Raw genomic sequence first — 24,393 nt, 5'->3', positions numbered from 1 at the left:
GTTCTTGCTGAAATTGTTGTTGGAGGCTCTTTACACTTGTAAATAACGGTGACGTAGATTACGCAGATGGCACGGATTCTTTTTTTCTTTGAGTTCTGTAATTTGCGGATTTGTTTTTCGTGCAAATTCTTTGCCAAACACCCCCGTGAGAATCTGTGTAATCTTTTCAATTTGTTGTTAAAAATCTGGTAAATCTGTGAGACCCAACAGTCTCTCATGCAGATTATGACAATTTATGCAAGCAATTGAACCGGAGTATGCCGGCAAGTTGAATTATTATGTCAGCGCAGTTGATGAATTGCTGAAAGGTGCGGATGACAATCCAACAATAGGGCTGTTGATATGCAGTGATAAAGACGAAACAGATGTGCGGTGGGCATTCAGAGGAGTCCATACTCCGATGGGAGTGGCGTCGTATGATAATGTAAATGTTGTGAATGAGATGAGTCTGCTTCCATCGGCAGAAGAACTTCAGGCAAGAGTAAGATTGGTTGGGAAAGAACTGAACAATGCAAAATAATAGCCTTTGATAAATTTCAGTGCAGACTATCAAACGCAGATAAATCATTTTTTTGTGCAGGGTGGTGGCTTTTTTATGAATAATTGTGTATCTTTGCATAGGAAATCAATATAAGGAGCGTATGAAAAGGCTGATGATTACAGCGTTGTTTGTCGCTTTGGCGATAGCTCGCGGATATGCCAACGATGGTGTTTACTTCACAAGTGGGAATTTCCTTGTGCCTGTGAAGGAAACCGATGTTGCCGTGTCAAAGGAGATTCTCACAATCACTGTCGGTAAGGACAGCTTTGCGCGTGTCGATGTCTTTTACGAGTTCTTAAACAATGGAGAAGAAAAGACCGTGACAATGGCATTTGAGGCTTCCTCGCCATATAACACAATGGAGCCGCTGAGGCGTGAAGGTGGGCATCCGTTCATACATGATTTCACGGTGATGATGAACGGTGAACGGTCGGAGCATACAAACGGCATTGTTGCAACAGGCTGGGTTGATGGTGTGCACACCACCGATTTCACTCCGCTTGATGCTGCGAAATGGAAGGGATATGGGGAGGTTGCGGACAGTATCCTGCCTTATGAGGATGCTGTCTATAATCCTGAACTTGACAGTCTCACATCTTTCGCCTACGCTTACTATTTCCCTGCTCGCTTTCTTCCCGGGAAGAACATCGTGCACCATACTTACCGTTACCGCATGAGCTACAATGTCGCATGCAGCTTCGAGATACCTTACCGGCTCACTCCTGCCACGCGGTGGGCTAACGGACAGGTGGACGACTTCACGTTGAGGCTGAAATCCGATGCTCCTGTTGACCTGTGCCTTGCCGATTCAATGTTCAGGGATGCCCCGTTTGTAATCACCGAAGGCAAAGGGTTTGTCATTCCCGTTTCCATGAAATACCAAGGACATTACCTTTTCGCCAACCTTGCCGGTGGCGCGACACTTGAATGGCATTCTAAAAACTTCCGTCCGACGGCAGAAATGAGTATCGTTTCCGCCGATTTGCTTACGCCTGACGAACGTTGGGCGACATCCGCTGATGTCGTTATCTGGGGAAACGGTTCTGTCAGCCGTTACATTGGAGAAAGCGGCGATAACTATCTTGTGGCGGTTCAGGACTATGGTCTTGTGCCGAAAGCCGGCGCACGTGTTGTCAATTTCTCGGCAGAAAAAGGCAACGGTTTCCTTTTCGCAAGAGACTTTGGTACAATCAATGTCCGTCAACGACCGTCAACAGCGAGTCCGAAACTTGGGACGATAGAGTCTGAGGAAGGCTATGTGCCGGATTCCTACCCATGCCTTGGCTTTGAGAAAGGCTGGTATAAGCTTGGCTATGGTGACCGTGTGGGTTATGTCCGTGAGGACTTGATGCGATGGAGCCCTGTTGGGCAGTGAGGAAAAGAACAAGAGTATAGAACCGATAAACCAAAACTAACATATAATGAAACCATACCTTTCAATAACAGTATTCCTTGTTCTGCTTCTCAGTGCGCTGTTCTCAAGCTATTGCAGCTATGAGAATCAGAGCGCGTGCCTGCAACATGAGGCGGACAGGGCACTTGCCGTAGCGTTAAAACAGCAGCAGAGCGATGTCATAACTCCCGACACAATCCATGCTTACCGCAGCAATATCGCCATTGCGGAGATAAGGGACACGGCGGCAATCTCTGTGAGAATGGTCAGGATAGGTGACCGTCACGCCACCGTTCTTGAAGCGGACGCCTGCTGTCCGTTCCTCACCGTGCTGCGGATGTCTGACCAAAGAATGACGGCAGTGCTGCTGTTGCTGACGGCAGTGTGGACGGTTGGGGTGCTGTGGCATCGCCGACGGCATCCTTTAGTGACAGCAAATGCGGCGGAGGATGTGGTCTGCTTTGGAGGTTTGTCATACGATTTGACACGCAAACGCTTCTATACTGCGGAGAAAGAGGAGATTCGCTTCACACCTATGCAGCACCGTCTGATGGAAATGTTCTTACTTTCCGATGCCCACCGACTGCCGAAAGAGCAGATTTGCGCTGACCTTTGGCCAAAGAAACCGGATGCGAGTGACACGCTCTATACGCTTGTCCGAAGGATAAAACCTATCATAGAACAGTACGGAAACCTGCACATAGAGTCGGACAGAGGGCGTGCCTATGTGCTGAAAGATAAGTCTTCTTATGACTGAAAGACAGGTTGTTAGCTTTTTGTCAGGAATAATGTCAGGCAAATGTCAGACAGTTTTCCACACATAAAACATGAAAAGCCCATACCTTTGCACTGCAAACAAATTACAAATGCAAAGATATGGGCTTTTATTTATTTGACTTTATTAATCCTGCGCTTGCCACATTGGCATTCCGGCAAGCGTTTTCCTGCTGGCGAAGCATGGCGGGAGTAGTGTTGTTATGCTTTGTTTTTATGTCCGAACCGTTATCGGCACAGGAACCTTCCGACACCGTTTCCGTAAAAGAACCGATAGAAATAGGGGAGGTGACGGTGCAGGGGCACAGGGTCGTGAACACCGAAAACGGTCAGCGAATCTTCCCAACACGCAGGCAGTTGGAGGCTTCCGCCACAGGTTATTCCCTCCTTAAAACCCTCGCCTTGCCGGGAATCTCTGTCGATGAGGTGACAAAAGAAATAAAGTCCCCTGACATTCTCGGCAGTGTGCAGATACGCATCAACGACATTGTCGCCACCTCCCAGGACCTTTTGGCTCTGGAAATGGCGACAGTCAAGTCTGTTGACTTCATCCGCGAGCCGGGATTGCGCTACGGCAAGGATGTCGCTTATGTCATAAACATTAATGTTGTGCGACCGACAAGCGGATATGCAATCGGCGGAGAACTCACGCAATCGCTGACCTGCCTGCGTGGTTCGCAGAACGTTTTCGCACGCTTCAACCGTGGAAAGAGTGAGATTTCCTTGGATTACGGTTGCGGATTGCGTTACAGCGATGGTGCGATAGTGGAGAAAACAACGACCTACACGCTTGCTGACGGTACTGAGTACACTGCCTTTGCCAAAGACCTTTCCAATCCTGACAAAGGCATTGACGGCACGATGCGACTCAGATACAGTCTTGCAGATGAAGGAAAATACCAGTTTAATGTGACTCTCTCCGGTGCGTTCGCCCACGCTCCAAAGGCAAAGCGCATTAGGGAAATGACGACACCGGTGGGCGTTGACAATGTTGTCACCAATGTTCGTGACCGTGATGAGTCACCACAGTTGGATGTGTACTTCAATGTCAACCTTCCGCACAAGCAGACATTGACCGTCAATGCCAATGCGGCGTATGTCGGCAGCCGTTATGATTATCGGCGCGAAGATGTCGAAGAATATGCTTACAGTGTGCGAGGAAAGATGCGTTCCGTGAGCGGTGAGGTGCTCTATGAGAACCGTTTGAAGCCTTTCACACTGTCGGCTGGGCTGCAATACAGCCGTGACCGTATCAGCAACGATTACTCCGGCAATGTCGACAACTCGCCCCTGATGCGCCAATCGGAGGTTTATGGCTATGCACAGTTGCGCGGTTCGTTAGGCAAACTTGGTTGGAAAGCCGGCATGGGACTGGCACAAAAGCGCTACACTCAGGGCGACGAGTCGTTCCGCTACACGCTGCCTCGCCCTGTCGTGATGCTGAGTTACAGGTTCTCGCCTGCCTTTTTCGTGCGTTACAATTATGAATTGTCTATCCACGCACCGAGGAACATGTTCCTGAACGATGTGGTGACAACCGACGAAACAGTGCCTTTGCCGTCGGGCGTGATAAAGGAAATGACCGTCGGCAATCCCGCTTTGAAGCCCGACAACCGTAATGAGCACAACCTTATGCTGTCGTTTGCCGGCAAGAAAGTGGAGTCGCAGCTCTACGGCATGTACCTTTATTACAGGAAAAACACCATTATGCAGGACATCACCCGTAACACTCTTGATGACGGCACGACACAGTTTCTGTTCACAAGGCGTAACCAAGGTTCTATCCGTATGATGCTTATCGGTGACAATACCACCCTGCATCTCATTGCCGAAAAGCTCGATGTGTCGCTTTACGGGACAGTGTCACGCTGCTGGAACTTCGGGGATGACTACACGCATACCTACACTTCGCTGATGTACAGTGCGCAGGTGAATGCTTATCTTGGCAGGCTTACACTTTCCGCCTTTGCCGGAAACGGCTGGAGTTTCCTTGAAGGAGAGACGAAATCAAAGGGCTGCACCACGACATCCCTGTCCGCTTCCTACCGTTTCAACCGTATTTTCAACCTTGCACTCCATTGGCAGAACCCGTTTCGCAAGGATGTTGTGGTGAACGACATAGAGCTTCTGAACCGCAATCTCCATAGGAATCTCCGTGTGTTCAGCGGCGATATGGGCAACAAACTCACCTTGCAGTTGAATGTCAGTCTGTCCCGTGGCAGGAAATTTGCTGAGGCAGAGCGCATCCTCCGACCACGGAAGACTGACGCCGGTGTGATGAAGCATGAGTAGGGTAGAGGCAAGTGGGGATTAGACAACTCACACCTTTTTTAACATAAATAGTCGCATAAAACTAAAATCACACATGGAAAACCGAAATATCGCGTGGATTTTATGGTTTTTGTAGTGTGTTGATAATCAATGTGATAGTTTTCTTCGTATGCTGATTGTTGCCCTTTCTGACTGCAAAAGGTGACACTTTACATGGCAAAAGCTATCACTTTACCCTGCAAAAGCTATCGAATGGCAATACTTTTCAATAGCTTTTGCAGGGTAAAGTGATAGCTTTTGCTTTATGTTTCAATAGGAATGGGTCAGGAAAGCAACATTTTTCCCTTAAAAAGACGTGTTTTCACAGTTTTTGAACAAAAATGATTAGAAAACCCATTGCTTTCGTTTGTAAAGATTTTTCGCCGCTTTTAACATAAGTCGTTGACATTTTTAACATAAGTCGTTGGTATATGTATCTGTTCAGCCGACATATTTCCGATAACAAAGCACCGTTTTACGCTTCTTTGGATAGCATTTTTTTGTTTCGTCGGATAATAGATAATTCGTCGAACTCACGTTAATTCATAAGGTTAAGGCGCAAAAAAAGAGAATGCAAATTTGCCTATGTCGGCAAAAAGTCGTATATTTGTGGCGGAATAAAAAGCAAGCAAGAGTATGGAGAAGCACAGATATCCAATCGGAATACAGTCGTTTGAGGAAATAAGAACGAAAGGTTACTTGTACATAGACAAGACAGAATACGTGTATGACTTGGCGAACGGAAATTCCAAATATGTATTTCTCGGTCGTCCGCGTCGTTTTGGCAAGTCGCTGCTTGCGAGTACTTTGCATTGCTATTTTGAAGGACGCAAAGAACTTTTCGAGGGGCTGAAGATTGCGAATCTTGAGATAGAATGGGAGCAATATCCTGTGCTGCATTTCGACATGAGCAAGGACAAGCACATGGACGAGGCGCAGTTGCGGGACTATCTGTTGCGTCAGATGCGCAGATATGAAGGCATTTATGGCACGGAGAGAATGCCAACATTCTCGTATCTTGATGATTTGATTGAGGCAGCGTACCATAAGACCGGCAAACAGGTGGTTGTGATTATCGATGAATATGACGCTCCCTTGCTTGATGTGGCACACGAGGGCGACAGACTGATGAACCTTCGCCACATAATGCGAGCGTTCTACAGTCCTCTGAAGGCTTGCGACCCATATCTGCGCTTCGTGTTCTTCACCGGAATAACCAAGTTCTCGCAACTCAGTATCTTCTCCGAATTGAACAACATCGACAACATCACGATGTGGGACAGATTCGCCGGCATTTGCGGAATCACAAAAGAAGAACTGCTCACTGACATGAGTCAGGACATAGATATGCTGGCAGAGAAGATGAAAGTCTGCCGTGAAGAAGCCATAGAACGACTGACATACAACTATGACGGTTACCATTTCTCTTCCGTTTCGCCTGACATCTTCAACCCGTTCAGCCTTCTGACCTGCTTTAATCGTATGCAGATAGGCAACTATTGGTTCAGTTCCGGCACTCCGACCTACCTCATAGAGATGATGAGGAAATACAACACTCTGCCGTCAGAGATAGGCTCAAGAATCGAAGCGACCGCAGATGACTTTGACGCTCCTGTGGAGACAATGCGCTCAATCATGCCGTTGATGTACCAAAGCGGATATGTCACCATAAAAGACTACTCCGAACTGTTCGACCTGTACACACTTGACATCCCGAACAACGAGGTGCGCATTGGGCTTATGAAGGCATTGCTGCCAAACTATATACAATCGTCCGATACGAATATGACAATCAACCGCCTTGTCCGCGCATTCTATCAGAACGATATGGAGGGAGCTTTGCAACTCTTGCAGAAGTTCTTCAAGACAGTTCCTTATTGTGATAACATTAATTATGAGGGGCACTGGCAACAAATGCTCTACGTCATATTCTCGCTCTTTGGCGGCTACGGTGATGTGGAAGTGCACACTTCCGACGGTCGTGTAGACCTTGTCATGAAGCTCTTCGGCAAGCTTTATCTGATAGAAACAAAGATTGACACGCCAAGCGAAGAGGCTGTGCGACAGATAGATTTGAAGGATTATCCGGCACGCTTCTCACTTCTCAACCTGCCAATCGTCAGCATCGGCATAGCGTTCAGCACAAAAGAGCGCGGAATAACAAGTTGGCAGATAAACGAACAAGATGCGGCATAACATTGAAATTCTGCCCATAAAATTTGTATTATTCAGAACTTATTATTAATTTTGCTAACGGAATGTCAATGCGTCTGCCATGAAAGGATGCATTGACGTTCCGTTAGCTTGCTTAAGAAATAATGATTAAAACCATACAAACAACAAATCTATAATAACTTATGGAAAAGAAATATCTCCTCGGATATGACATCGGGACATCTTCGGTAAAGGCTTCTGTCGTCGACGCAGCGACAGGAAAGACAGTGGCAAGTGCGCAATATCCTGACCAGGAGGCACCAATCATCTCCAAAGAGGCAGGATGGGCAGAGCAAGAACCTGAGATGTGGTGGGACGAGCTGTGTGCCGCAACTCAGCGTGTCTGTGAGAAAATCGGTGGAGAATCCCCATTGGCGGCAGTCGCAGCGATAGGCATCTCCTACCAGATGCACGGACTTGTATGTGTGGATAAGGACGGAAAGCCTTTGCGCCCGTCAATAATCTGGTGCGACGGACGTGCCGTGCCTTACGGAAACGCTGCCTTCGAGGCTATCGGAGGTGAGAAATGCCTCGGTCATCTGCTTAACTCTCCCGGCAATTTCACTGCTGCCAAACTCGCATGGGTTAAGGAAAACGAGCCTGAACTATATAAGAACATCGACAAAATCATGCTTCCGGGCGACTATATCGCTATGCGTCTCTCCGGCGGAGGCAAGAAAACAACCGTCTCAGGTCTGTCGGAAGGAATGTTCTGGGACTTCAAGAACAATGAAGTTTCACGTGATGTGATGAGCCATTTCGGCTTCTCTGACGACATCATTGCGGAGATTGTGCCGACATTCTCCGTGCAGTCACGTGTCTGCAAGGCTATCGCCGATGAACTCGGAATCCCTGAAGGCACACCGATTTCCTATCGTGGCGGCGACCAGCCTAACAATGCTCTCTCCTTGAATGTCATGAAACCGGGCGAGATAGCGGCAACAGGAGGAACATCGGGCGTGGTATATGGCGTGCTCGGTGAGGTGAACTACGACCCGAAATCACGTGTCAACACTTTCGCGCATGTCAACCATAACCAGCCGGACACCCGTCTTGGCGTGCTTCTCTGTATCAACGGCACCGGCATTCTGAATGCTTGGATGAAGCGCACAGTCGCTCCTGAGGGCATTTCCTATAGCGAAATGAACGACCTTGCAGAGTCTGTTCCTGTCGGAGCAGAGGGACTTAGCGTCATTCCTTTCGGCAATGGAGCGGAGCGTGTGCTGCAGAATGAGAATCGGGGAGCGTCTGTTCACGGCATAAACTTCAACATCCATACCAAGGCGCACATGCTCCGTGCTGCACAGGAAGGCATCGCTTTCTCCTTCGCCTATGGCATGGAGATCATGGCACAGATGGGAATGGACATCAAGACCATCAAGGCAGGTCATGCAAACCTCTTCCTCTCACCGCTGTTCCGCCGCACTCTTGCCGCCGTTACAGGAGCGACAATCGAGCTGTATGAGACAGACGGCAGTGTCGGTGCTGCCTATGGCGCAGGCATCGGTGCAGGAATCTATAAGGACAGTGACGACGCTTTCAAGACTCTGAAGCACATTGCGACAGAGAAACCGGAGGCAGAGGCTGCCGCATACAAGGCTGCATACGAGCGCTGGAAGGTTGCTTTGGCAGGAAAATAAGCAAGAAATATCTCTAATACTACTTTGAAACACATCATTACAACCATACAGGCTGTGCTGTTGCTGTCACTGATTTCCGTGGCGGCAATGGCGCAGCCGCGTTGTAAAGTGCGCATTTTCGGAACGGAAGACGGACTGCCGGCAGGAGTGATCTCCGGACTTGTGCATTCCACGGACAACCTGGCATGGATGATTTCGTGGAACGGACTGTCATGTTATGACGGATACCAGTTCACCACATTCCGTAATGTGCCGGGCAAAACAGTATTGCCTACAAACCACCTGAGCCATATCGCCCACGGACATAATGGCAATCTGTGGATTGTTACCTATACAAATCAAGCCTTCCTTTTCGACAGTCATAAGTGCGAATATATTGATGTGTCAGCCATAATTGCTTCCTTTGAAAAGCAACAAGGCGCAAATGGCACAAATAAGCCTGTCCGCGTGCGCAAGATATACCCTCTTTCCAACGGCCATACGTGGGTGGTGTGCCACGGAAATGCGCATTACCGGCTGACAGACTCACTGATCCCCGGTAGCAAGGCAATAGAGAAATTCACGTTTTCAGGGCGTTTCAATAAGGTGTGCCTTGACGAAAAAGGCCGCGAATGGTGCTTTACGACAAACGGAACGTACTGCGACGGCAAACTCTTCTCAAAGGAATGCTACGACTATGTCCATGTGATGAACGGCAAGACATGGCTTGAACCACGCAAAGGAAGGCACGTGAACTCCTGCATCCCTATTGACCGGAACCGCATAGCCATGGCTACCGATGCAGGAGTGGTGGTGCTTGACACACGTAATGGCAAGGAACGGTGTATCCCGGTGCAAGATTCCGGCAGCGGTTCTGCGGAGGTTCTGAAAATCTTTGTTGACTCCAAGCACCGTCTGTGGTGCTTTACGGCTGCTCCGGGAGTGGCTCTTGTGGACATCAATGCTCAGGAAGCCAATGTGAAATGGCTTAATGCCACATTGCCGGATACAGACAAGGAGACGCATTCGGAAACCCCTTTGTTCCATGAAGACAGTAATGGAGTAGTATGGGTTGTGCCGACGGAAGGCACTTTTGCCTATTTTGACGAGCGTACAGGGGCACTTGTTCCTTATCCGCTTGTGGCGGTTAACGGCTTGAAGCATGTCATGCCGCGCATCAGGCGTTACTACAGTGACCATCAGGGGAATCTCTGGGCAATCTGTCCGCATAACCTTGCGTTGGTGAATTTTATGACAACCAATGTCTGTCTCAGCAAACGTGCCGACAACAGCGAGACGCGTGCTGTCCTGCAGGATAAGTCAGGTGCAGTCCTTACAGGCTCTTACGACGGACAACTGTATGGTGCGGATTTCGAGTTTCGTGCAAAAAAAGGCATCTATACACTCTATCGTGACAGTCAGGGCAGGCTGTGGATAGGTACAAAGGGTGATGGTCTATATCTCAGATGGCCTAACGGGAATCTTACCCATTTCGTTTGTGATAAAAACGACAAGTATTCTATCAGCAGTGACAACATCTATGACATCTGTGAAGACACACGCGGGCGCATACTCGTCGCCACATTCGACGGCGGTCTCAATATCATCACCCTCGGTGGAATATGGAGCATTGAGAACGCTAAGAATGGAAACCTTGCCTGGGACATGTCCAAACATAGCAAGGTGAGACGCATAGATGTGACACCGGATGGTGTTGTCATTGTCTCAACAACAGGTGGATTGGTGACCTTCTCTGACAAATTCACATATGGGGCTCCCACCCGTTTTTACACTTCTTGCCACGAGAACAACGACAGGAACTCACTTCTGAGCAGCGATGTCATGCAGACATGCAGGATGAAGGACGGCAGAATCTATGTCGCAACACTTGGCGGTGGCTGCCAGTTGCTTGCATCCAAGAACCTGCTTGCCGACGGTCTGAAGTTCAAGGAGGTCAACAAGCAGAACGAACAGACAGTGCAAGGACTTGTATGTGACAATGATGACAATCTGTGGATGGTCGGCGACTCCCGCATTTTCCGTCTTGACAAGAGCGGGAATGTCACGGAATACGGTGCAGATGACCTTGGCGATGTCAACATTACAGAGGCTTTGCCGTCCCACGATGCCAAGACCGACAGGATAATCCTTGCTGTGGAGGGCGGCACACTCTCATTCCTGCCACGGCAGATGAAGCGGAGCAACTACTGTCCGTCCATAGTGTTCACGGCAATAGACTATCACGACAATGAGGGAATGAAGCCGTTGCTTAACATCGGACATCTGGAAGTCAGTGTCGATAAACGCACATTGACAGTCTATTTCTCAGCACTTGACTACGCCGAGAACAGCGGAATCCGCTATGCTTACCGTCTTGATGACGGCCATTGGACCTACATACGCCGTGGCAGCAACAGTGCCTCATTCACCAATTTCCCTGCCGGCAGCCATAAACTCTATGTCAAAAGCACCAACAGCGACGGAGTCTGGATGGATAATGTCAAGTCGATAGACATCTATGCCGAACCGACATTCTTCGAGAGTTGGTGGGGTAGGACATTGTGCGTGCTGTGCCTTTTGTTCTGCATCGTGTACGGAATGATCTACTATATGCGTCGCAAGAAGGTGGAAATCACGGAAGAAGCTGTGGAGCAGGCTGACGCAGGAAAGGTGCGCTTCCTGTTGAAAACGCCCGAATTCATCGATGAGAACAAGGTGTTTATGGACAAGTTGCTTGCCTATATAGAGGAGAATATCTCCGATTCCGACCTCCGTGTGGACAATATGGCTTCGGAATTGAAGATGTCGCGCACAGTGTTTTATGAGCGCATAAAGGAGATTGCCGACATGTCTCCTGCCGATTTCCTCCGCCATGTGCGCATGCAGAGGGCGGAAGACCTTATCAAAGGCACACGCGAACCGTTCTCGCAGATAGCCTATAAAGTAGGCTTCGCCGACCCGAAATATTTCGGAAAATGCTTCAAGAAGCACACCGGAATGTCCCCTTCCGAGTACCGTAAGACTGCGAAGGAAGAGCCATCGTGCCCGGAAAGCAGCACAGTGGAATAGTCTGCGGCAGCCACTTGCCCCTATGGCAGTGTCCCTCAAAGCAGTTGGTTGCTCTAAGAACCCAAAGAATTAAAAGAAACTTTCTTTCCTATGCAGGTCGAATTTGCAAAGGCGAAGCAATAGTTTCTTTTTATTCTTTGGGTTCTTAGAGCAATATTTTTCTTCGGTATATACAAAAAATAATTACCGTGATTTCCGCTGATAATAGAGTAAAAACACTTGTTTTCCATGCGAAAACCCTCCTTTCTCCTCTGTTTGCGTCAGTTTGTACCCTGTTTTATATTTCTGTAATCACTAATTTTGTAACATGAAGAATCAGAACTAAAAAACTATCCACAACTAAACTATTATACCAACAATGAAAAAGAAAACCATTCTTGCTGCATTCCTGGCTGTTGCCATGTCAGCCTCCGCAGACGATTTCCCATGGATGGACACATCGTTGAGCTTCTATGAACGTGCGAAACTGCTCTGCAAGGAACTGACACTCCGTGAGAAAGTCGACCAGCTCGGCAATAATGTCAGCGAACCGATAAGGCGCAACGGTGTCACAATCCTGCCGTCCTACCAGTATTGGAACGAGGCTATTCACGGTGTGGCACGCTCCGGACCGGCAACATCTTTCCCGGAATCCAAGGGCATGTCTGCCACTTGGGACCCTCAACTCATCTATGACTGTGCCAGCGCGACCTCCGATGAGGCTCGCATCTACCACATAAACAAAGGCAAAGGACTCAACTACTGGTCACCGACAATCAACATGTCGCGCGACCCGCGTTGGGGACGTGAGGAGGAAAACTATGGTGAAGACCCATTCCTCACAGGCGTTCTTGCCGTGGAGTTTGTCAAAGGATTCCAAGGAGAACTTACTCCTGAGACACCTTATTATAAGATTATCGCCTGTGCAAAGCACTTTGCCGCAAACAACTATGAGCAGGGACGACAGTCGACGACATCGTTCGTGACCGAGAAGAACATGCGCGAATACTATCTTCCGGCATTTGAAATGACTGTGAAGAATGCCGGTGTGAAGTCCATAATGGCTGCCTACAACGCCATTTCCACAGACATCAACGAGAAAGACGCTGCCAACGCCGGCTGTAAAGATGCTCATGGCGGTCTGCCATGTGCCGGAAACAGGATGCTCCTCACCGACATTCTCCGCAAAGAGTGGGGCTTCAACGGCTATGTTGTGTCCGACTGTGCCGGACTGTCCTGCATTTACCGTGACACAAAACATCTCTATTTCGGCGGCTATACGGCAGACGGAGAAATCAACAGAGGCAAGGAATTCAGTGCCATACACAACCCTTATGCTTCCCTGCCGACACAGATTCAGCCGGTAATGGAGGCGCGTGCCGCCACACTCGCCATAAAGGCTGGGTGCGACACTAACTGTGAGTTCATGAACAACTCTTCCGTGCTCCAGCGTGCGGCGATGAATGCCACTGACCCTGCTTTCCGTGCATTGGAGAAGGACTATCCGATAAAGGACAGAAAGCAGACGACAGTCGTGAATGCTAATCCAAGTTACATCAATCTTACAGAGGAAGACATCGATACAGCCGTGGTGCGCGTGCTTGAAACCCGTTTCGCCCTCGGTGAGTTTGACAACTACACTTACCCGATAGACAACACCCTCGAAAGCGAGAAAAACCGTGCTTTGGCACTTAAAGCGGCACAGGAGTCCATGACATTGCTGAAGAATGAGGGTGGTCTGCTCCCTATTTCCACAGACAAGAAGGTGGCTCTCATCGGTCCTTATGCCGACGCTGTCATGCTCGGCGACTACTCCGGCACACCGACCTATACGACAACGCCGTATGAGGCATTCACAAAGAAACTCGGTTTTGAGCTTGAAAAGGCACGCACAGGCGACATCCCTGCCGTGCCGTTTGACAAGGCGGTTGTCTCAAAGCGTGGTGAAGACAGTAATGACAAAGGAGCAGGAAACCTTGAAAACACAGCTCCGGGCGACATCTTCCTTTACGAGAAAGTCAATTTCGGTGAGGCAGGATGCACGGATTTCTCAATGGTTTGCGGTGCGAAGAGCAGCGGTCTGGGCACTGTCAGCTTCTGCCTTGACTCCAAGGACAGCAAGCCATTCCTCACTGTAAGCAACAAGGACACAGGTGGTTGGACGACATGGACAACGGTCACGGCATCTGTCGACCCGGCTGTCGTTAACGGTGTGCATGACCTTTATGTGAAGTTCTCTGGCACAAACAGCTATTGCGGCAACTACCAGTCATTCAAATTCACCAACCCGAACAGTCCGCAGATTCCGTCAGAGGAGACACAAGGCCCGCTCTACCTCTGCAAGACATCCGCCAATGTCAATGAAAAAGCCACCGCAGCCATGATACAGCGTGCCGTGGATGTTGCCAAGCGCGCCGATGTTGTGATATTCATCGGCGGCACAAACTTCGACAAACCTGCCGACCATGCCACAGGCACAGAGTCGCACGACCGCTGGCAGCTCACCCTTCCGGGTAATCAGGATGAGGTGCTGCAGGCACTTTATGCAGCCAACCCTAACACAGTCCTTGTGCTTGAGACAGGTTCGTCCGTAGATATCTCATGGGCAAAGGCTAATCTTCCTGCCATTATGGAGGCTTGGTACGGAGGACAGGCTCAGGGACAGGCGATTTGTGACGCCATCTACGGTGACATAAACCCAGGCGGAAAACTCACCTCGACATGGTACAACAGTATCGAGGAACTGCCGAGCGAGAACCCTTCTGCAAAGAATTTCTCCGAGTTCAAGCGCAAGGGTATGATGGAGTACAACATCGATGATTGGGGCTACACCTACATGTACTATGGCAAGGGCGCGAAAAACCCGTGCCAGGCGGAGAAGCCGATGTATCCTTTCGGCTACGGACTGTCCTACACAACGTTTGAATACGAGACACCTGTCCTTAACATGGCGTCAATCAGCAAGACAAGTGGTGACGCTGTTGTCACTGTGAACGTCAAGAACACAGGCAAGCGCGACGGTGCTGAGGTGGTGCAGGTTTACGCTACCTTCGGCGGAAACAGCTGCTATGGCAACCTTAACAAGCGTCTTGTTGGCTTCAAGCGTGTGGAGGTGAAAGCCGGAGAGACAGTGAAAGCGGAGATTCCTGTGTCATACCGCAGCCTCGCATACTACAATACGGATGCCCATAACTTCCAAGTTCCTGCCTGCACCGTGACACTTGAAGTGGCAACGAACTCCGCCGACGAGAATGCGAAGAAGGTTTCGCTAAATGCACAGGCAGGTATTGCCGAGGATTCCTACATCTCCACAAACATTGACAAGTTCCCTGTCATCTCCAACAGTAGCCAGCTTGCCAAGACCGACCATGTCTATACTGTCATGGGAGCTTATGTCTGCTCCGCATCTGACTATGACAAACTGCCTGAAGGTGTCTACATCCTCAATGGCTACAAGTACATAAAAAAATAACGGAAAGGTTGTTTGATATATTTTTTAATCCGTTCTCTCCCTTCATTTCTCCCGCTTTCAGCGAGGAAATGAGGGGAGTACTTTTTGTGAGAAATTGTATTTTGCTAATCTGTTGATATACAATGTCTTATCTTTTGCTAAGACAAGGTGTGGCAAAAGGTAACCTTTCACACTGCGAAAGGTTACCTTTTGCATGGTAAAGTGTTACCTTTTGTCCGGTGAAAGATTACCCTTGGCAACGTAAAGTGTCATCTCCGGATGTAATGTCTTCTTTTGCCTTCCCTATGGTAATCCTCCGTCGGATGAAAAGTGTTATGCTAATATAGCTATAAGTTAAGATTTGCCTATGTTAAAGTATTGTTAATTTGGCTCAATATATTTGGATATTTCTAAATTATTCATTAAATTTACAGCAAAATGTTGGTACAGCGGTATTGATTTGGGGGCAAGGATTGACCCAACGTTATCACTTAAACCATTTCATAACTTCTGTCCATTTCTCTAAACTATTACCTATTAATTAAAAACAATCAGCCTATGAAAATCAATTTATTTGCAAAAACAATCTTGTTTGTTCTGAGTCTCGTATTAGCCGGATGCTCTGCCGAAGAAAGAACGGAAAATACGGTTACTGATCCGGTAGAAATAGTCCGTAAGGCTATTAAAAATACCCCTAAACAGGATATTGAAAACGGAGACCTTCCCGTATGGCTTTCGGAATTTATCGACGGTATGGGACCACTTGACGATCCAAGAGAAGTGGCAGCAATTAAAGGTAACTGGAAAGGAGAGGATGTATATTATGTGTACGACTACTATTCCTCATGTTTAGCATGCTCTACCTTTAATTCAGAAGGTGAAAAAAACGATTGGTCGAAAATTGATTCCGAGAAATTCTGGGGATCGGTAACAGACTGGAAATGTATCTATCGACATAAAAGTACTCTTCATAATATATTTGATGATATATGAAACAGTTTTTTTATAGTCAAACAAAATTGATTTGTGAAAACACTCATGCCTTATTGTAAACATTTCCATGCAAAGTGTGGCGGAGCCACAGCCCTTATGGCGCGGGCTTCAGCCCTGCGGATATGAAGTAGTCCATACATAACGTGTGGCAGCGCCACACTCTTTTATGATTCATCTTCGCACAAGCGTATGAAAGTGGATTGTTGAGGTTCGTGCCGTCTGTGTGCTCTGCATAAAGGAGTGTGGTTCCACCACACAGCGTTTGAGTTGCTTTACAGTCCTCACGGCTAAAGCCGGAGGTTACCGTAAGGGCTGTGGCTCCGCCACACTTTGCATGGAAATGTTTACAATAAGGCATGAGTGTTTTCGCAAATCAATTTTGTTTGACTATAATTTCGATGATGTTGCTGTTTCTACATGTGCATACCACCCATAGCGTTTGGGGCTGACCTCGCTTCACCGCACGGAAGCGTTTTAGTGCCTCCTGAGCCAACGGAGAATGTTAATGTGATGTTTTGGTTTCAAAGCGTGGAATATTGCTTTCACTTATCGCAGTCTGTCAATACGATTTGCCAAGAGGTTTATATACTTGTCCTGCAGTTCATCAGAGAGGAACGATTGTCGGATGACTGCTTCAAAAACAGGTTGGAGTTTGATGTATTTGCTGAAAAGACGCATAATGATGGTTGCAGGGATTCCGATAGTTTCGGCAGCCTTTATGAAGTCATCTTTTTTGATTTTGCTTTTCCTTCCGTTGAGGGACAGTGCCAGTTCCTCATGGTCTTTGGGATTGATTATCGCAGCATTCAGCAAGTCGTAAGCAGGTGTCAGGCGGATCATTCCTTCTTCCGGCTCGTACAAGGAAAAATTTTTCAGGTGCATATCGTTATTACCTGTCAGCCAAGAGAATAGCACCAGTTCAAAGAAATTTGTCACATCCATTTTTGGAACAGACGAATATTTCAGGATAGTTTTGCCAACCTGTTCGTAACTGCTTTTGTATTTGTATTCTGTGAGCCTTTCCATGAGTTGGCACATGTCTTCCATTGCTATCTTTTCGCCATGCGGTTTGCGGTCAATGCGCTTGGTCAGATAGCAGATACTGTTGTCAGCCATGCGCATAAGAGTATGTGGCACAACTTCGATATTTGCTGCTTCTGCAAGGTGCATGGTAAGGTCTTCCACCTCAGGCATCATTTCATAGGCGGAAGTCTGTGGCTTGCAGATGTAGTCACCCCATAACCCTACTATGGTAAGGCGCTTGCAGCCTTCGTGTGTGGTGAGGTTCAGCGACAGTTTCGGTTGCACTCCGGTCAGTGATGTCTGCTCTTGTATTATGTGCTGTGCCAGCTTGTCAAGCTCGTCTGTTGTGTATTCCATGGTTGGAATTGAACCCGCACCGAAGAATTTTCTTATGCATTCTTCGTGCATGTCTCTTTCTCCTTCTTTCAGCTCACGGTAGCAATATAGGCATTTATGCATTTTCGTCCTCCTTTCCTTCTGTTTGTACAACGCTTACAGCCCCTATGCAATCTTTGCAGCATGTGAGTAGCAGCGACATTCTGTCGAGTATGCTTATGTCCATGCTTCTCAGTGCAACATCAAGCAGCCATCCTTCCAGAATCAGACCGTCGAAGAATGGGAACAAGACATGGCTTTTGTATGCTTCTTCCTGTAGTGGCAGTGTAAGACTTATTGCTTTTGCGCCTTTTGATGTCAGGTATTCTGTTGAATATTTGAATATGTATCCTTCGTCATTTTCAATAAGAGTGCCTGCCAGCAGGTCTTTATAGAATATGTTTGCGCTTCTCATAGCCTTTGTTTTTCAGTTGCAACCATTTCGTAATTGAAGAAATCGAGGAGCAGGTTCACCTTGTCCGGACGTTATGCAATGGAACTTGTTCCAAGTTGCCAAGGTGCAGCTTGTCTTATGCAAAGATACTATAAATATTTCAAATTATACCACAAAGGGTATAAAATGTTCGTGTTTTCATGAAATTATATCATAAAGGGTATAATTTCGAGTGTGATTATTATGCTTTTCTGCTATATACCCCTAATGATACCCCTATAAAATTTGGAATCGCTTGTGAAATATATTAACTTTGCATCCGTAATCACAACCAAGTGTTTGATTATAGCGTTCTTTGACAGATTTACCATATTTTTATTTACAATTTCACTCTGCCAATATCCCTCTTTTTGGCTAAGTCCCACTAAATCCATAAAATAATGTGCGATAAGGTTTGATATTTAAAATTTATTTTGTAACTTTGCAACACTAACCCAAACTAACATCTGAATGAGAAAAAGCATTATAGCATTGGTATTTACAATGCTCTGCACGCTCACGGCGAGCGCGCAGCAGTACCGTTTGTGGTACAATTCACCGGCAGAGGTGTGGACAGAGGCGTTGCCGCTTGGCAACAGCCGTCTTGGAGCGATGGTCTATGGCATTCCTACAACGGAGCGTCTGCAGCTTAACGAGGAGACTATCTGGGCGGGACAGCCTAACACCAACGCCAACAAAACTTCCAAAGAATGGTACAAGAAAGTTCAAAGCCTTGTCTTTGCAGGTAAGTTTGCCGAGGCACAGCAGCTGGCTGATGAGCATCTGATGTCAGGCAGCAACAACGGTATGCCTTACCAGACTTTCGGCGATTTGACAATCTCCACTCCGGGGCATGCCGGATACACCGACTATGAGCGTTATCTCTCGCTTGATTCGGCGATAGCTGTCACGCAGTACACTGTCAACGGTGTGCGCTACAAGCGTGAGGCACTTACCTCATTTACTGACAATGTCATCAAGGTGCGCCTTACCGCTTCCAAGCCGGGCTGCATAACATTTAATGCCAATCTGTCGTCACCTCACCATGATGTGATTATCAAGAGTGACGGCAGGGAAGTGTCTCTCGAAGGTGTCACACCTACCCATGAGGCACTGAAAGGCAAGATCAAGTTCCAAGGCAGGCTTGCCGTGCAGGCAAAGGGCGGAAAGTCCGTGTCACGCGACGGCATCATCTGTGTGGAAGGTGCTGACGAGGCGATTGTTTACGTTAGTATAGCAACGAATTTTGTGAACTACAACGACATCAGCGGTGATGAGGCTGCGAAGTGCAAGGCTTATTTGCGCAAGGCAATGGCTGACGACTATGAGGCGGACAAAAAGGCTCATGTCGCTTATTTCCGGCAGTTCATGAACCGCTCCAAGCTGTGGCTCGGTCCGGACAAGTTCAGTCATCTGACCACATCACAGCGTGTGGAGCAGTTTGCAAAGAACAATGACAATTATCTTGTAGGCACTTACTACGCTTTCGGACGCTATCTCCTTATCTGCTCTTCACAGCCGGGCGGACAGCCTGCAAACCTTCAGGGCATCTGGAATGACAAGCTCCTGCCGTCATGGGACAGCAAATACACCTGCAACATAAATCTTGAAATGAATTATTGGCCGTCAGAGGTAACAAACCTTACCGAACTTAACGGCCCGTTGTTCTGCTTGATAAAGGATGTCAGCACTACCGGTGCGGCAACCGCAAAGACAATGTACGGTGTCGGAGGATGGGTGCTTCATCACAACACCGACATCTGGCGCATCACAGGTCCTGTCGACCGTGCTGCTTCAGGACTGTGGATGACAGGCGGCCCATGGCTCTGCCAGCATCTGTGGAACCACTATTTGTTCACAGGCGATAAGGAATTCCTGAAGGAATATTATCCTATAATGAAGGGCGCGGCACAGTTTGTAGATGAGCTTCTTGTCAAAGACCCAAACACCGGCTATCTTGTCATCTGTCCTTCCGTATCGCCGGAGAATCTTCATCCTGCCGACAAAGGCACTAAGAACATTGCTTCCGGATGTACTATGGACAACCAGCTTGTGGCAGAAATCTTTGGTGAGGTGGCACAGGCAGCGGCTATTCTCGGTGTCGATGCCGACCTTGCAGCACGCTATCTTGAGCGCACAAAGCTGCTGACTCCCGGCACAATAGGCAAGTGGGGACAGCTGCAGGAGTGGGCGCAGGACTGGGATAATCCGAAGGATGACCACCGTCATGTCAGCCACCTCTACGGACTCTATCCGGGAACTTCCATTTCTCCGTTGCGCACCCCTGAGCTTTTCGATGCCGCACGCACATCACTGATTCATCGCGGTGACCCTTCCACCGGTTGGTCCATGGGCTGGAAAGTCTGCCTTTGGGCACGTATGCTGGACGGAGAGCACGCCTACAAGCTCATAAAGGAGCAGCTTAAACTCACTGATGATAAGTTTGTTGCTTATGGAAAGAACAAGAAGAAGGGCGGAACTTATGGCAATCTCTTCGATGCACATCCACCGTTCCAGATTGACGGAAACTTCGGTTGCACCGCAGGTATAGCGGAAATGCTTGTGCAGAGCCATGACGGAGCAGTCTATCTGTTGCCTGCCGTACCTTCTGTATGGAATGAAGGCAAAGTGACCGGTATTCGTTGCCGTGGCGGATTCGTTATCGAGGAACTTGCATGGAAGGACGGACGCATCACTTCTTGTAAGATACGCTCTACAATAGGAGGAAACCTCCGTGTGAGAACTGCTTATCCTGTGAAGGGAAAAGGCCTGAAGAGTGCCAAGGGGCAGAACCCGAATCCACTCTTCAAAGTGCCTGTCACTCTCGAGACAAAGAACAATTCGGAGGTGAAACTCAATCCGGTGAACATGCCGAAGACTTATGTTTACGATGTAAAGACAACTGCTAACCAAATGATTACAATAAAGAACTGACAATGAAAAAGATTATTGCTCTATCAACACTCTTCCTTGCCCTTGTGGCAGGGACTGCCTCTGCTGAAGGCAACAAGAAACCATGGGATAACGGAAAACTTAAAGTCTCACAGAACTCACGCTTCCTGCAGCATGAGAATGGTGCGCCGTTCTTCTGGCTCGGTGAGACAGGATGGCTGCTTCCTGAACGTACCGACCGCGCCGAGGCTGCCTATTATCTGCAGCGTGTGCGTGAGGCAGGATACAATATGGTGCAGATCCAGGTCATTGACGGTGTGCCTGCCTATAACCATTACGGACAGATGTCCAACATAGACGGTTGGAATTTCCAGAACATTGACAAGAAAGGCGTTTATGGTTATTGGGACCACATGGACTACATCGTCAAGCAGGCGGAGCATGAAGGTATATATATAGGTATGGTGTGTATCTGGGGCGGTCTTGTGAAGGCAGGTCTTCTTTCCAAGGAAGATGCTGTCAAGTACGGCACATTCCTTGCCAACCGTTACAAGAACTCACCGAACATCGTGTGGATTATCGGTGGTGATATCCAGGGAGACATCAATGCTGATGTGTGGAACACTCTCGCCACAACAATCAAGTCTATCGACAAGAACCACCTTATGACCTATCATCCGCGTGGACGCTACACCAGTGCAAAGTGGTTTGCAAAAGCACCGTGGCTTGATTTCCACATGTTCCAGTCCGGACACCGTCGTTACGGACAGCGCATGGGCAACAAGGATTATCCTATTCCTGACAACACCGAGGAGGATAACTGGATGTATGTTGACTCAACTTGGGCTTACAAACCTATCAAGCCTGTCATTGATGCAGAGCCTTCCTATGAGGATATTCCTCAGGGACTGCACGATGCGAATGAGAAGCGTTGGCTTGACTGTGATGTGCGCCGTTATGCCTACTGGTCAGTGTTCGCAGGAAGTTTCGGACATACTTATGGTCACAATGCCATTATGCAGTTCCTGAAGCCGGGTTACGGCACAAGCTATGGTGATGCCGGTGATGTGAAGACATGGTATCAGGCAATGAAAGACCCCGGCTTCTCACAGATGCAGTATGTGAAAAGACTCATGCTGACCTTCCCATACTTTGAGCGTGTCCCTGACCAGAAGGTCATTTCAGGTGAGAACGGAAAACAGTATAACCGTCTCATCGCCACACGTGGCAAGGACTATCTTATGGTCTACAACTATACAGGACGTGACATGAAGATAGACCTCCGCACCATTTCCGGCAAGGCAAAGAAAGTTTTCTGGATGGATGCAGCAACAGGTCATCTGGAATATATAGGTGAGGTGGCTGACAAAATCCAGACTTTCCGTCCGGCATCCTCTCACGAAGGTGTCAATGACGGTGTACTCATCGCCTTTGATGCTAAGAAGGAATATCTCAAACCGGACATGACAATCATTCCGGAGCAGAGCGACTGGAAGAATCTCAGAGACCTTAATGAGTAAGAAATGAAGAAAGAAATATTGTCAATAATGTTTGTGGCAGGGGCTGTTGCAGCCTCTGCCCAATCTGCTTTTCCACAGCACAAGTACACTGTGGTGGGTGCTAACATAACAGCCGGTGCCAATATGGCTGCCGTGGGAGATGCGGACGGACAGGCTGTCTTTGAGATTGCGAAGCGCGATATTGTGCCTTTCACGCAGCAGTGCGTTAACCAAGGCAAGCCGGCTCCTGTCACTAATGCAGGAAATACACCTTATTATAATGTGCGTATGGCGCTCCCTGTGCCGTCATGCTACACCCCTACCGAGCAGGGCGAGAAGGTCGGACTTGATTGGGGAGTGTACACTCACCTGCATTCCGCAGGCATGGAGGTGCTTCCTAACGGCGATATTCTTGCAGTTTATTTCTCCACTCCGACAGGAAAGGCGGAGGCAGACACCTGTACAACGTTTGTCCAGTGCCGCCGTCGCTATGGCTGTGACGAATGGGATATGCCGGAACTGCTCTTCACCACTTATGGAGGCAATGACCAGTCGGCTCTGCTGCTCACTGACAAGGACACGCTTTGGTTCTTCGGCGGTGGCAGAGGAATGACCGATTATGTGCCTTTCCGCATAATGAAATCAACGGATAATGGTGCTACATGGACATTCTCAGTTCCGCAAATGGACAAGAAATTGGAACAGTACACTGCACAGCCTGTGTCCAATGCGTTCAAGAACAAGAAGGGAGAACTCTTTGTTGTCCTTGACGGAAAAGGCGCACAGAGTTTCCTTCTCAGCAGTCAGGACGGCGGTGTGACATGGCACGACATGGGAGGACGCACAGACAGCCGTCATTCCACTATTGTTATGCTGGACGATAATGGCACGTTGCTTTCCGCAGGAGGCAAGAATAACAGCATTAATGGTTGGAATCCGCAGAACATCTCTCACGATTGGGGGGCTACATGGTCAAAAGGCACACCATCACCTTTCCCTCCGGCAGGCACGGCACAACGCCCTTGCATCATCCGTCTACAGTCAGGAGCACTCTGTATTGTGGGTGACTCCTATATGCACAAGAAGAAAATCGCTCCGCCGAAAGGGTGGAAGAACGGCAATGAGTGCTTCGTTGCCATATCACGTGATAACGGCAAGACATGGAAATTCAAGACTTTGCCAATCACTCTTCCGCAGCATCACCGTGTGACACACCCTTCGTTGGGTTATGTTACTATGCGTCAGGGACATGACGGTCTTATCCATGTCCTCACAACAACCAACTATCCGGGACTTGAAATCGAGTTTAACGAGGCGTGGATTGACAGCGACATCGTCACGGCAAAGGATGCTGAAGGCTCCGTTTATGGCAAGCAGTCCGCACTTACTCCACTTGCGAAGTCCGGATACTATGTCCTTAATGGCAAGAAAAGCTACACTTATCCTAACGGACAGAAACAGTATGAGGTGACATACAAGGACGGCAAGAAGGTCGGAACAGAGACTTTGTGGCGTGAGGATGGCACAAAAGTGTGGGAATGGGTGCGTAAGGACGACAACACTGCACGTTGGTCACACTACCGTCCTAACGGTATGGTGCGCCTGATAAGCCGCTGGGACTTGCTTCCGGAGCCACGTGACCTTGTCGGAGTACGCCTTACAGGTGCTGTTGCGAACATGTACACATGGGAATATGACAAGGTCGGCATGCAGGTTGAGGCTTACCGTTTCAATGACGGTGTACTTGACGGCTCAAACAAACAAGGCATCAACAGTGCTATCCTTAATGAAGGAAAATAGTTCTCTTGGTAATTTGGGAAACAAAACA

General features: G+C 48.3%; 15 protein-coding genes. 12 read left to right on the top strand and 3 right to left on the bottom strand.

The features are described 5' to 3' along the window. The first annotated feature begins 235 nt into the window (after positions 1-235). The 9 genes from HPS57_RS08660 (at position 236) to HPS57_RS08620 (ending at position 16,343) form a co-directional block, all read left to right on the top strand. Complete coding sequence (locus HPS57_RS08660) at positions 236-520, top strand: PDDEXK nuclease domain-containing protein (protein ID WP_172182187.1); 285 nt, start codon at positions 236-238, stop codon at positions 518-520. Positions 521-641: 121 nt separating this feature from the next. Then, positions 642-1,916 carry an SH3 domain-containing protein gene (locus HPS57_RS08655; RefSeq protein ID WP_172182185.1) on the top strand — a complete coding sequence of 425 codons (1,275 nt, stop codon included), beginning with the start codon at positions 642-644 and terminating at the stop codon, positions 1,914-1,916. A gap of 46 nt (positions 1,917-1,962) precedes the next feature. Next, complete coding sequence (locus HPS57_RS08650; protein WP_172182183.1) at positions 1,963-2,691, top strand: helix-turn-helix domain-containing protein; 729 nt, start codon at positions 1,963-1,965, stop codon at positions 2,689-2,691. Positions 2,692-2,810: 119 nt separating this feature from the next. Then, entirely contained in the window at positions 2,811-5,000 is a 2,190-nt protein-coding gene (locus HPS57_RS08645; RefSeq protein ID WP_172182181.1) for a TonB-dependent receptor, read from the top strand. Positions 5,001-5,654: 654 nt separating this feature from the next. Continuing rightward, positions 5,655-7,214 (top strand): ATP-binding protein, encoded by a 1,560-nt coding sequence (locus HPS57_RS08640; protein ID WP_172182179.1) that lies wholly within the window; start codon positions 5,655-5,657, stop codon positions 7,212-7,214. 161 nt (positions 7,215-7,375) lie between these two features. Then, a complete protein-coding gene (locus HPS57_RS08635; RefSeq protein ID WP_172182177.1) occupies positions 7,376-8,872 on the top strand; it encodes a xylulokinase in 1,497 nt (498 codons plus the stop codon). 24 nt (positions 8,873-8,896) lie between these two features. After that, positions 8,897-11,920, top strand: coding sequence for a helix-turn-helix domain-containing protein (locus HPS57_RS08630; RefSeq protein WP_172182175.1), 3,024 nt, complete (start codon positions 8,897-8,899; stop codon positions 11,918-11,920). A 358-nt stretch (positions 11,921-12,278) separates the two neighbouring features. Next, entirely contained in the window at positions 12,279-15,371 is a 3,093-nt protein-coding gene (locus HPS57_RS08625) for a beta-glucosidase (RefSeq protein WP_172182173.1), read from the top strand. Between the two features lie 537 nt (positions 15,372-15,908). Then, entirely contained in the window at positions 15,909-16,343 is a 435-nt protein-coding gene (locus HPS57_RS08620; protein ID WP_172182171.1) for a hypothetical protein, read from the top strand. 94 nt (positions 16,344-16,437) lie between these two features. On the opposite strand, the gene HPS57_RS08615 is transcribed toward HPS57_RS08620, so the two are convergent. The 3 genes from HPS57_RS08615 to HPS57_RS08605 all read right to left on the bottom strand — a co-directional run bounded on the left by HPS57_RS08615 (position 16,438) and on the right by HPS57_RS08605 (position 18,156). Then, positions 16,438-16,701 (bottom strand): hypothetical protein, encoded by a 264-nt coding sequence (locus HPS57_RS08615; RefSeq protein WP_172182169.1) that lies wholly within the window; start codon positions 16,699-16,701, stop codon positions 16,438-16,440. A gap of 188 nt (positions 16,702-16,889) precedes the next feature. Further along, positions 16,890-17,825 carry a HipA domain-containing protein gene (locus tag HPS57_RS08610; RefSeq protein ID WP_172182167.1) on the bottom strand — a complete coding sequence of 312 codons (936 nt, stop codon included), beginning with the start codon at positions 17,823-17,825 and terminating at the stop codon, positions 16,890-16,892. Further along, entirely contained in the window at positions 17,818-18,156 is a 339-nt protein-coding gene (locus tag HPS57_RS08605) for a HipA N-terminal domain-containing protein (RefSeq protein WP_172182165.1), read from the bottom strand. Before HPS57_RS08605 ends, HPS57_RS08610 begins: the two co-directional genes overlap by 8 nt. A 489-nt stretch (positions 18,157-18,645) precedes the next feature. Between HPS57_RS08605 and HPS57_RS08600 the strand changes: the two genes are divergently transcribed. The 3 genes from HPS57_RS08600 to HPS57_RS08590 are packed head-to-tail and all read left to right on the top strand — an operon-like array spanning position 18,646 to position 24,365. Next, positions 18,646-21,108, top strand: a complete 2,463-nt coding sequence (locus HPS57_RS08600; protein WP_172182163.1) for a glycosyl hydrolase family 95 catalytic domain-containing protein — start codon at positions 18,646-18,648, stop codon at positions 21,106-21,108. 2 nt (positions 21,109-21,110) lie between these two features. After that, on the top strand, positions 21,111-22,586 hold the full coding sequence (locus tag HPS57_RS08595; protein ID WP_172182161.1) for a glycoside hydrolase family 140 protein: 1,476 nt from the start codon (positions 21,111-21,113) through the stop codon (positions 22,584-22,586). 3 nt (positions 22,587-22,589) lie between these two features. Continuing rightward, complete coding sequence (locus tag HPS57_RS08590) at positions 22,590-24,365, top strand: exo-alpha-sialidase (RefSeq protein ID WP_172182159.1); 1,776 nt, start codon at positions 22,590-22,592, stop codon at positions 24,363-24,365. The last annotated feature ends 28 nt before the right edge of the window (positions 24,366-24,393 follow it).

This window comes from Palleniella intestinalis (genome assembly GCF_013166595.1).
In the GTDB taxonomy this organism is placed as follows: Bacteria; Bacteroidota; Bacteroidia; order Bacteroidales; family Bacteroidaceae; genus Prevotella; species Prevotella intestinalis.
The sequence above is the reverse complement of the archived record's forward strand: the minus strand, read 5'-3'. Positions and strand labels throughout refer to the sequence as shown.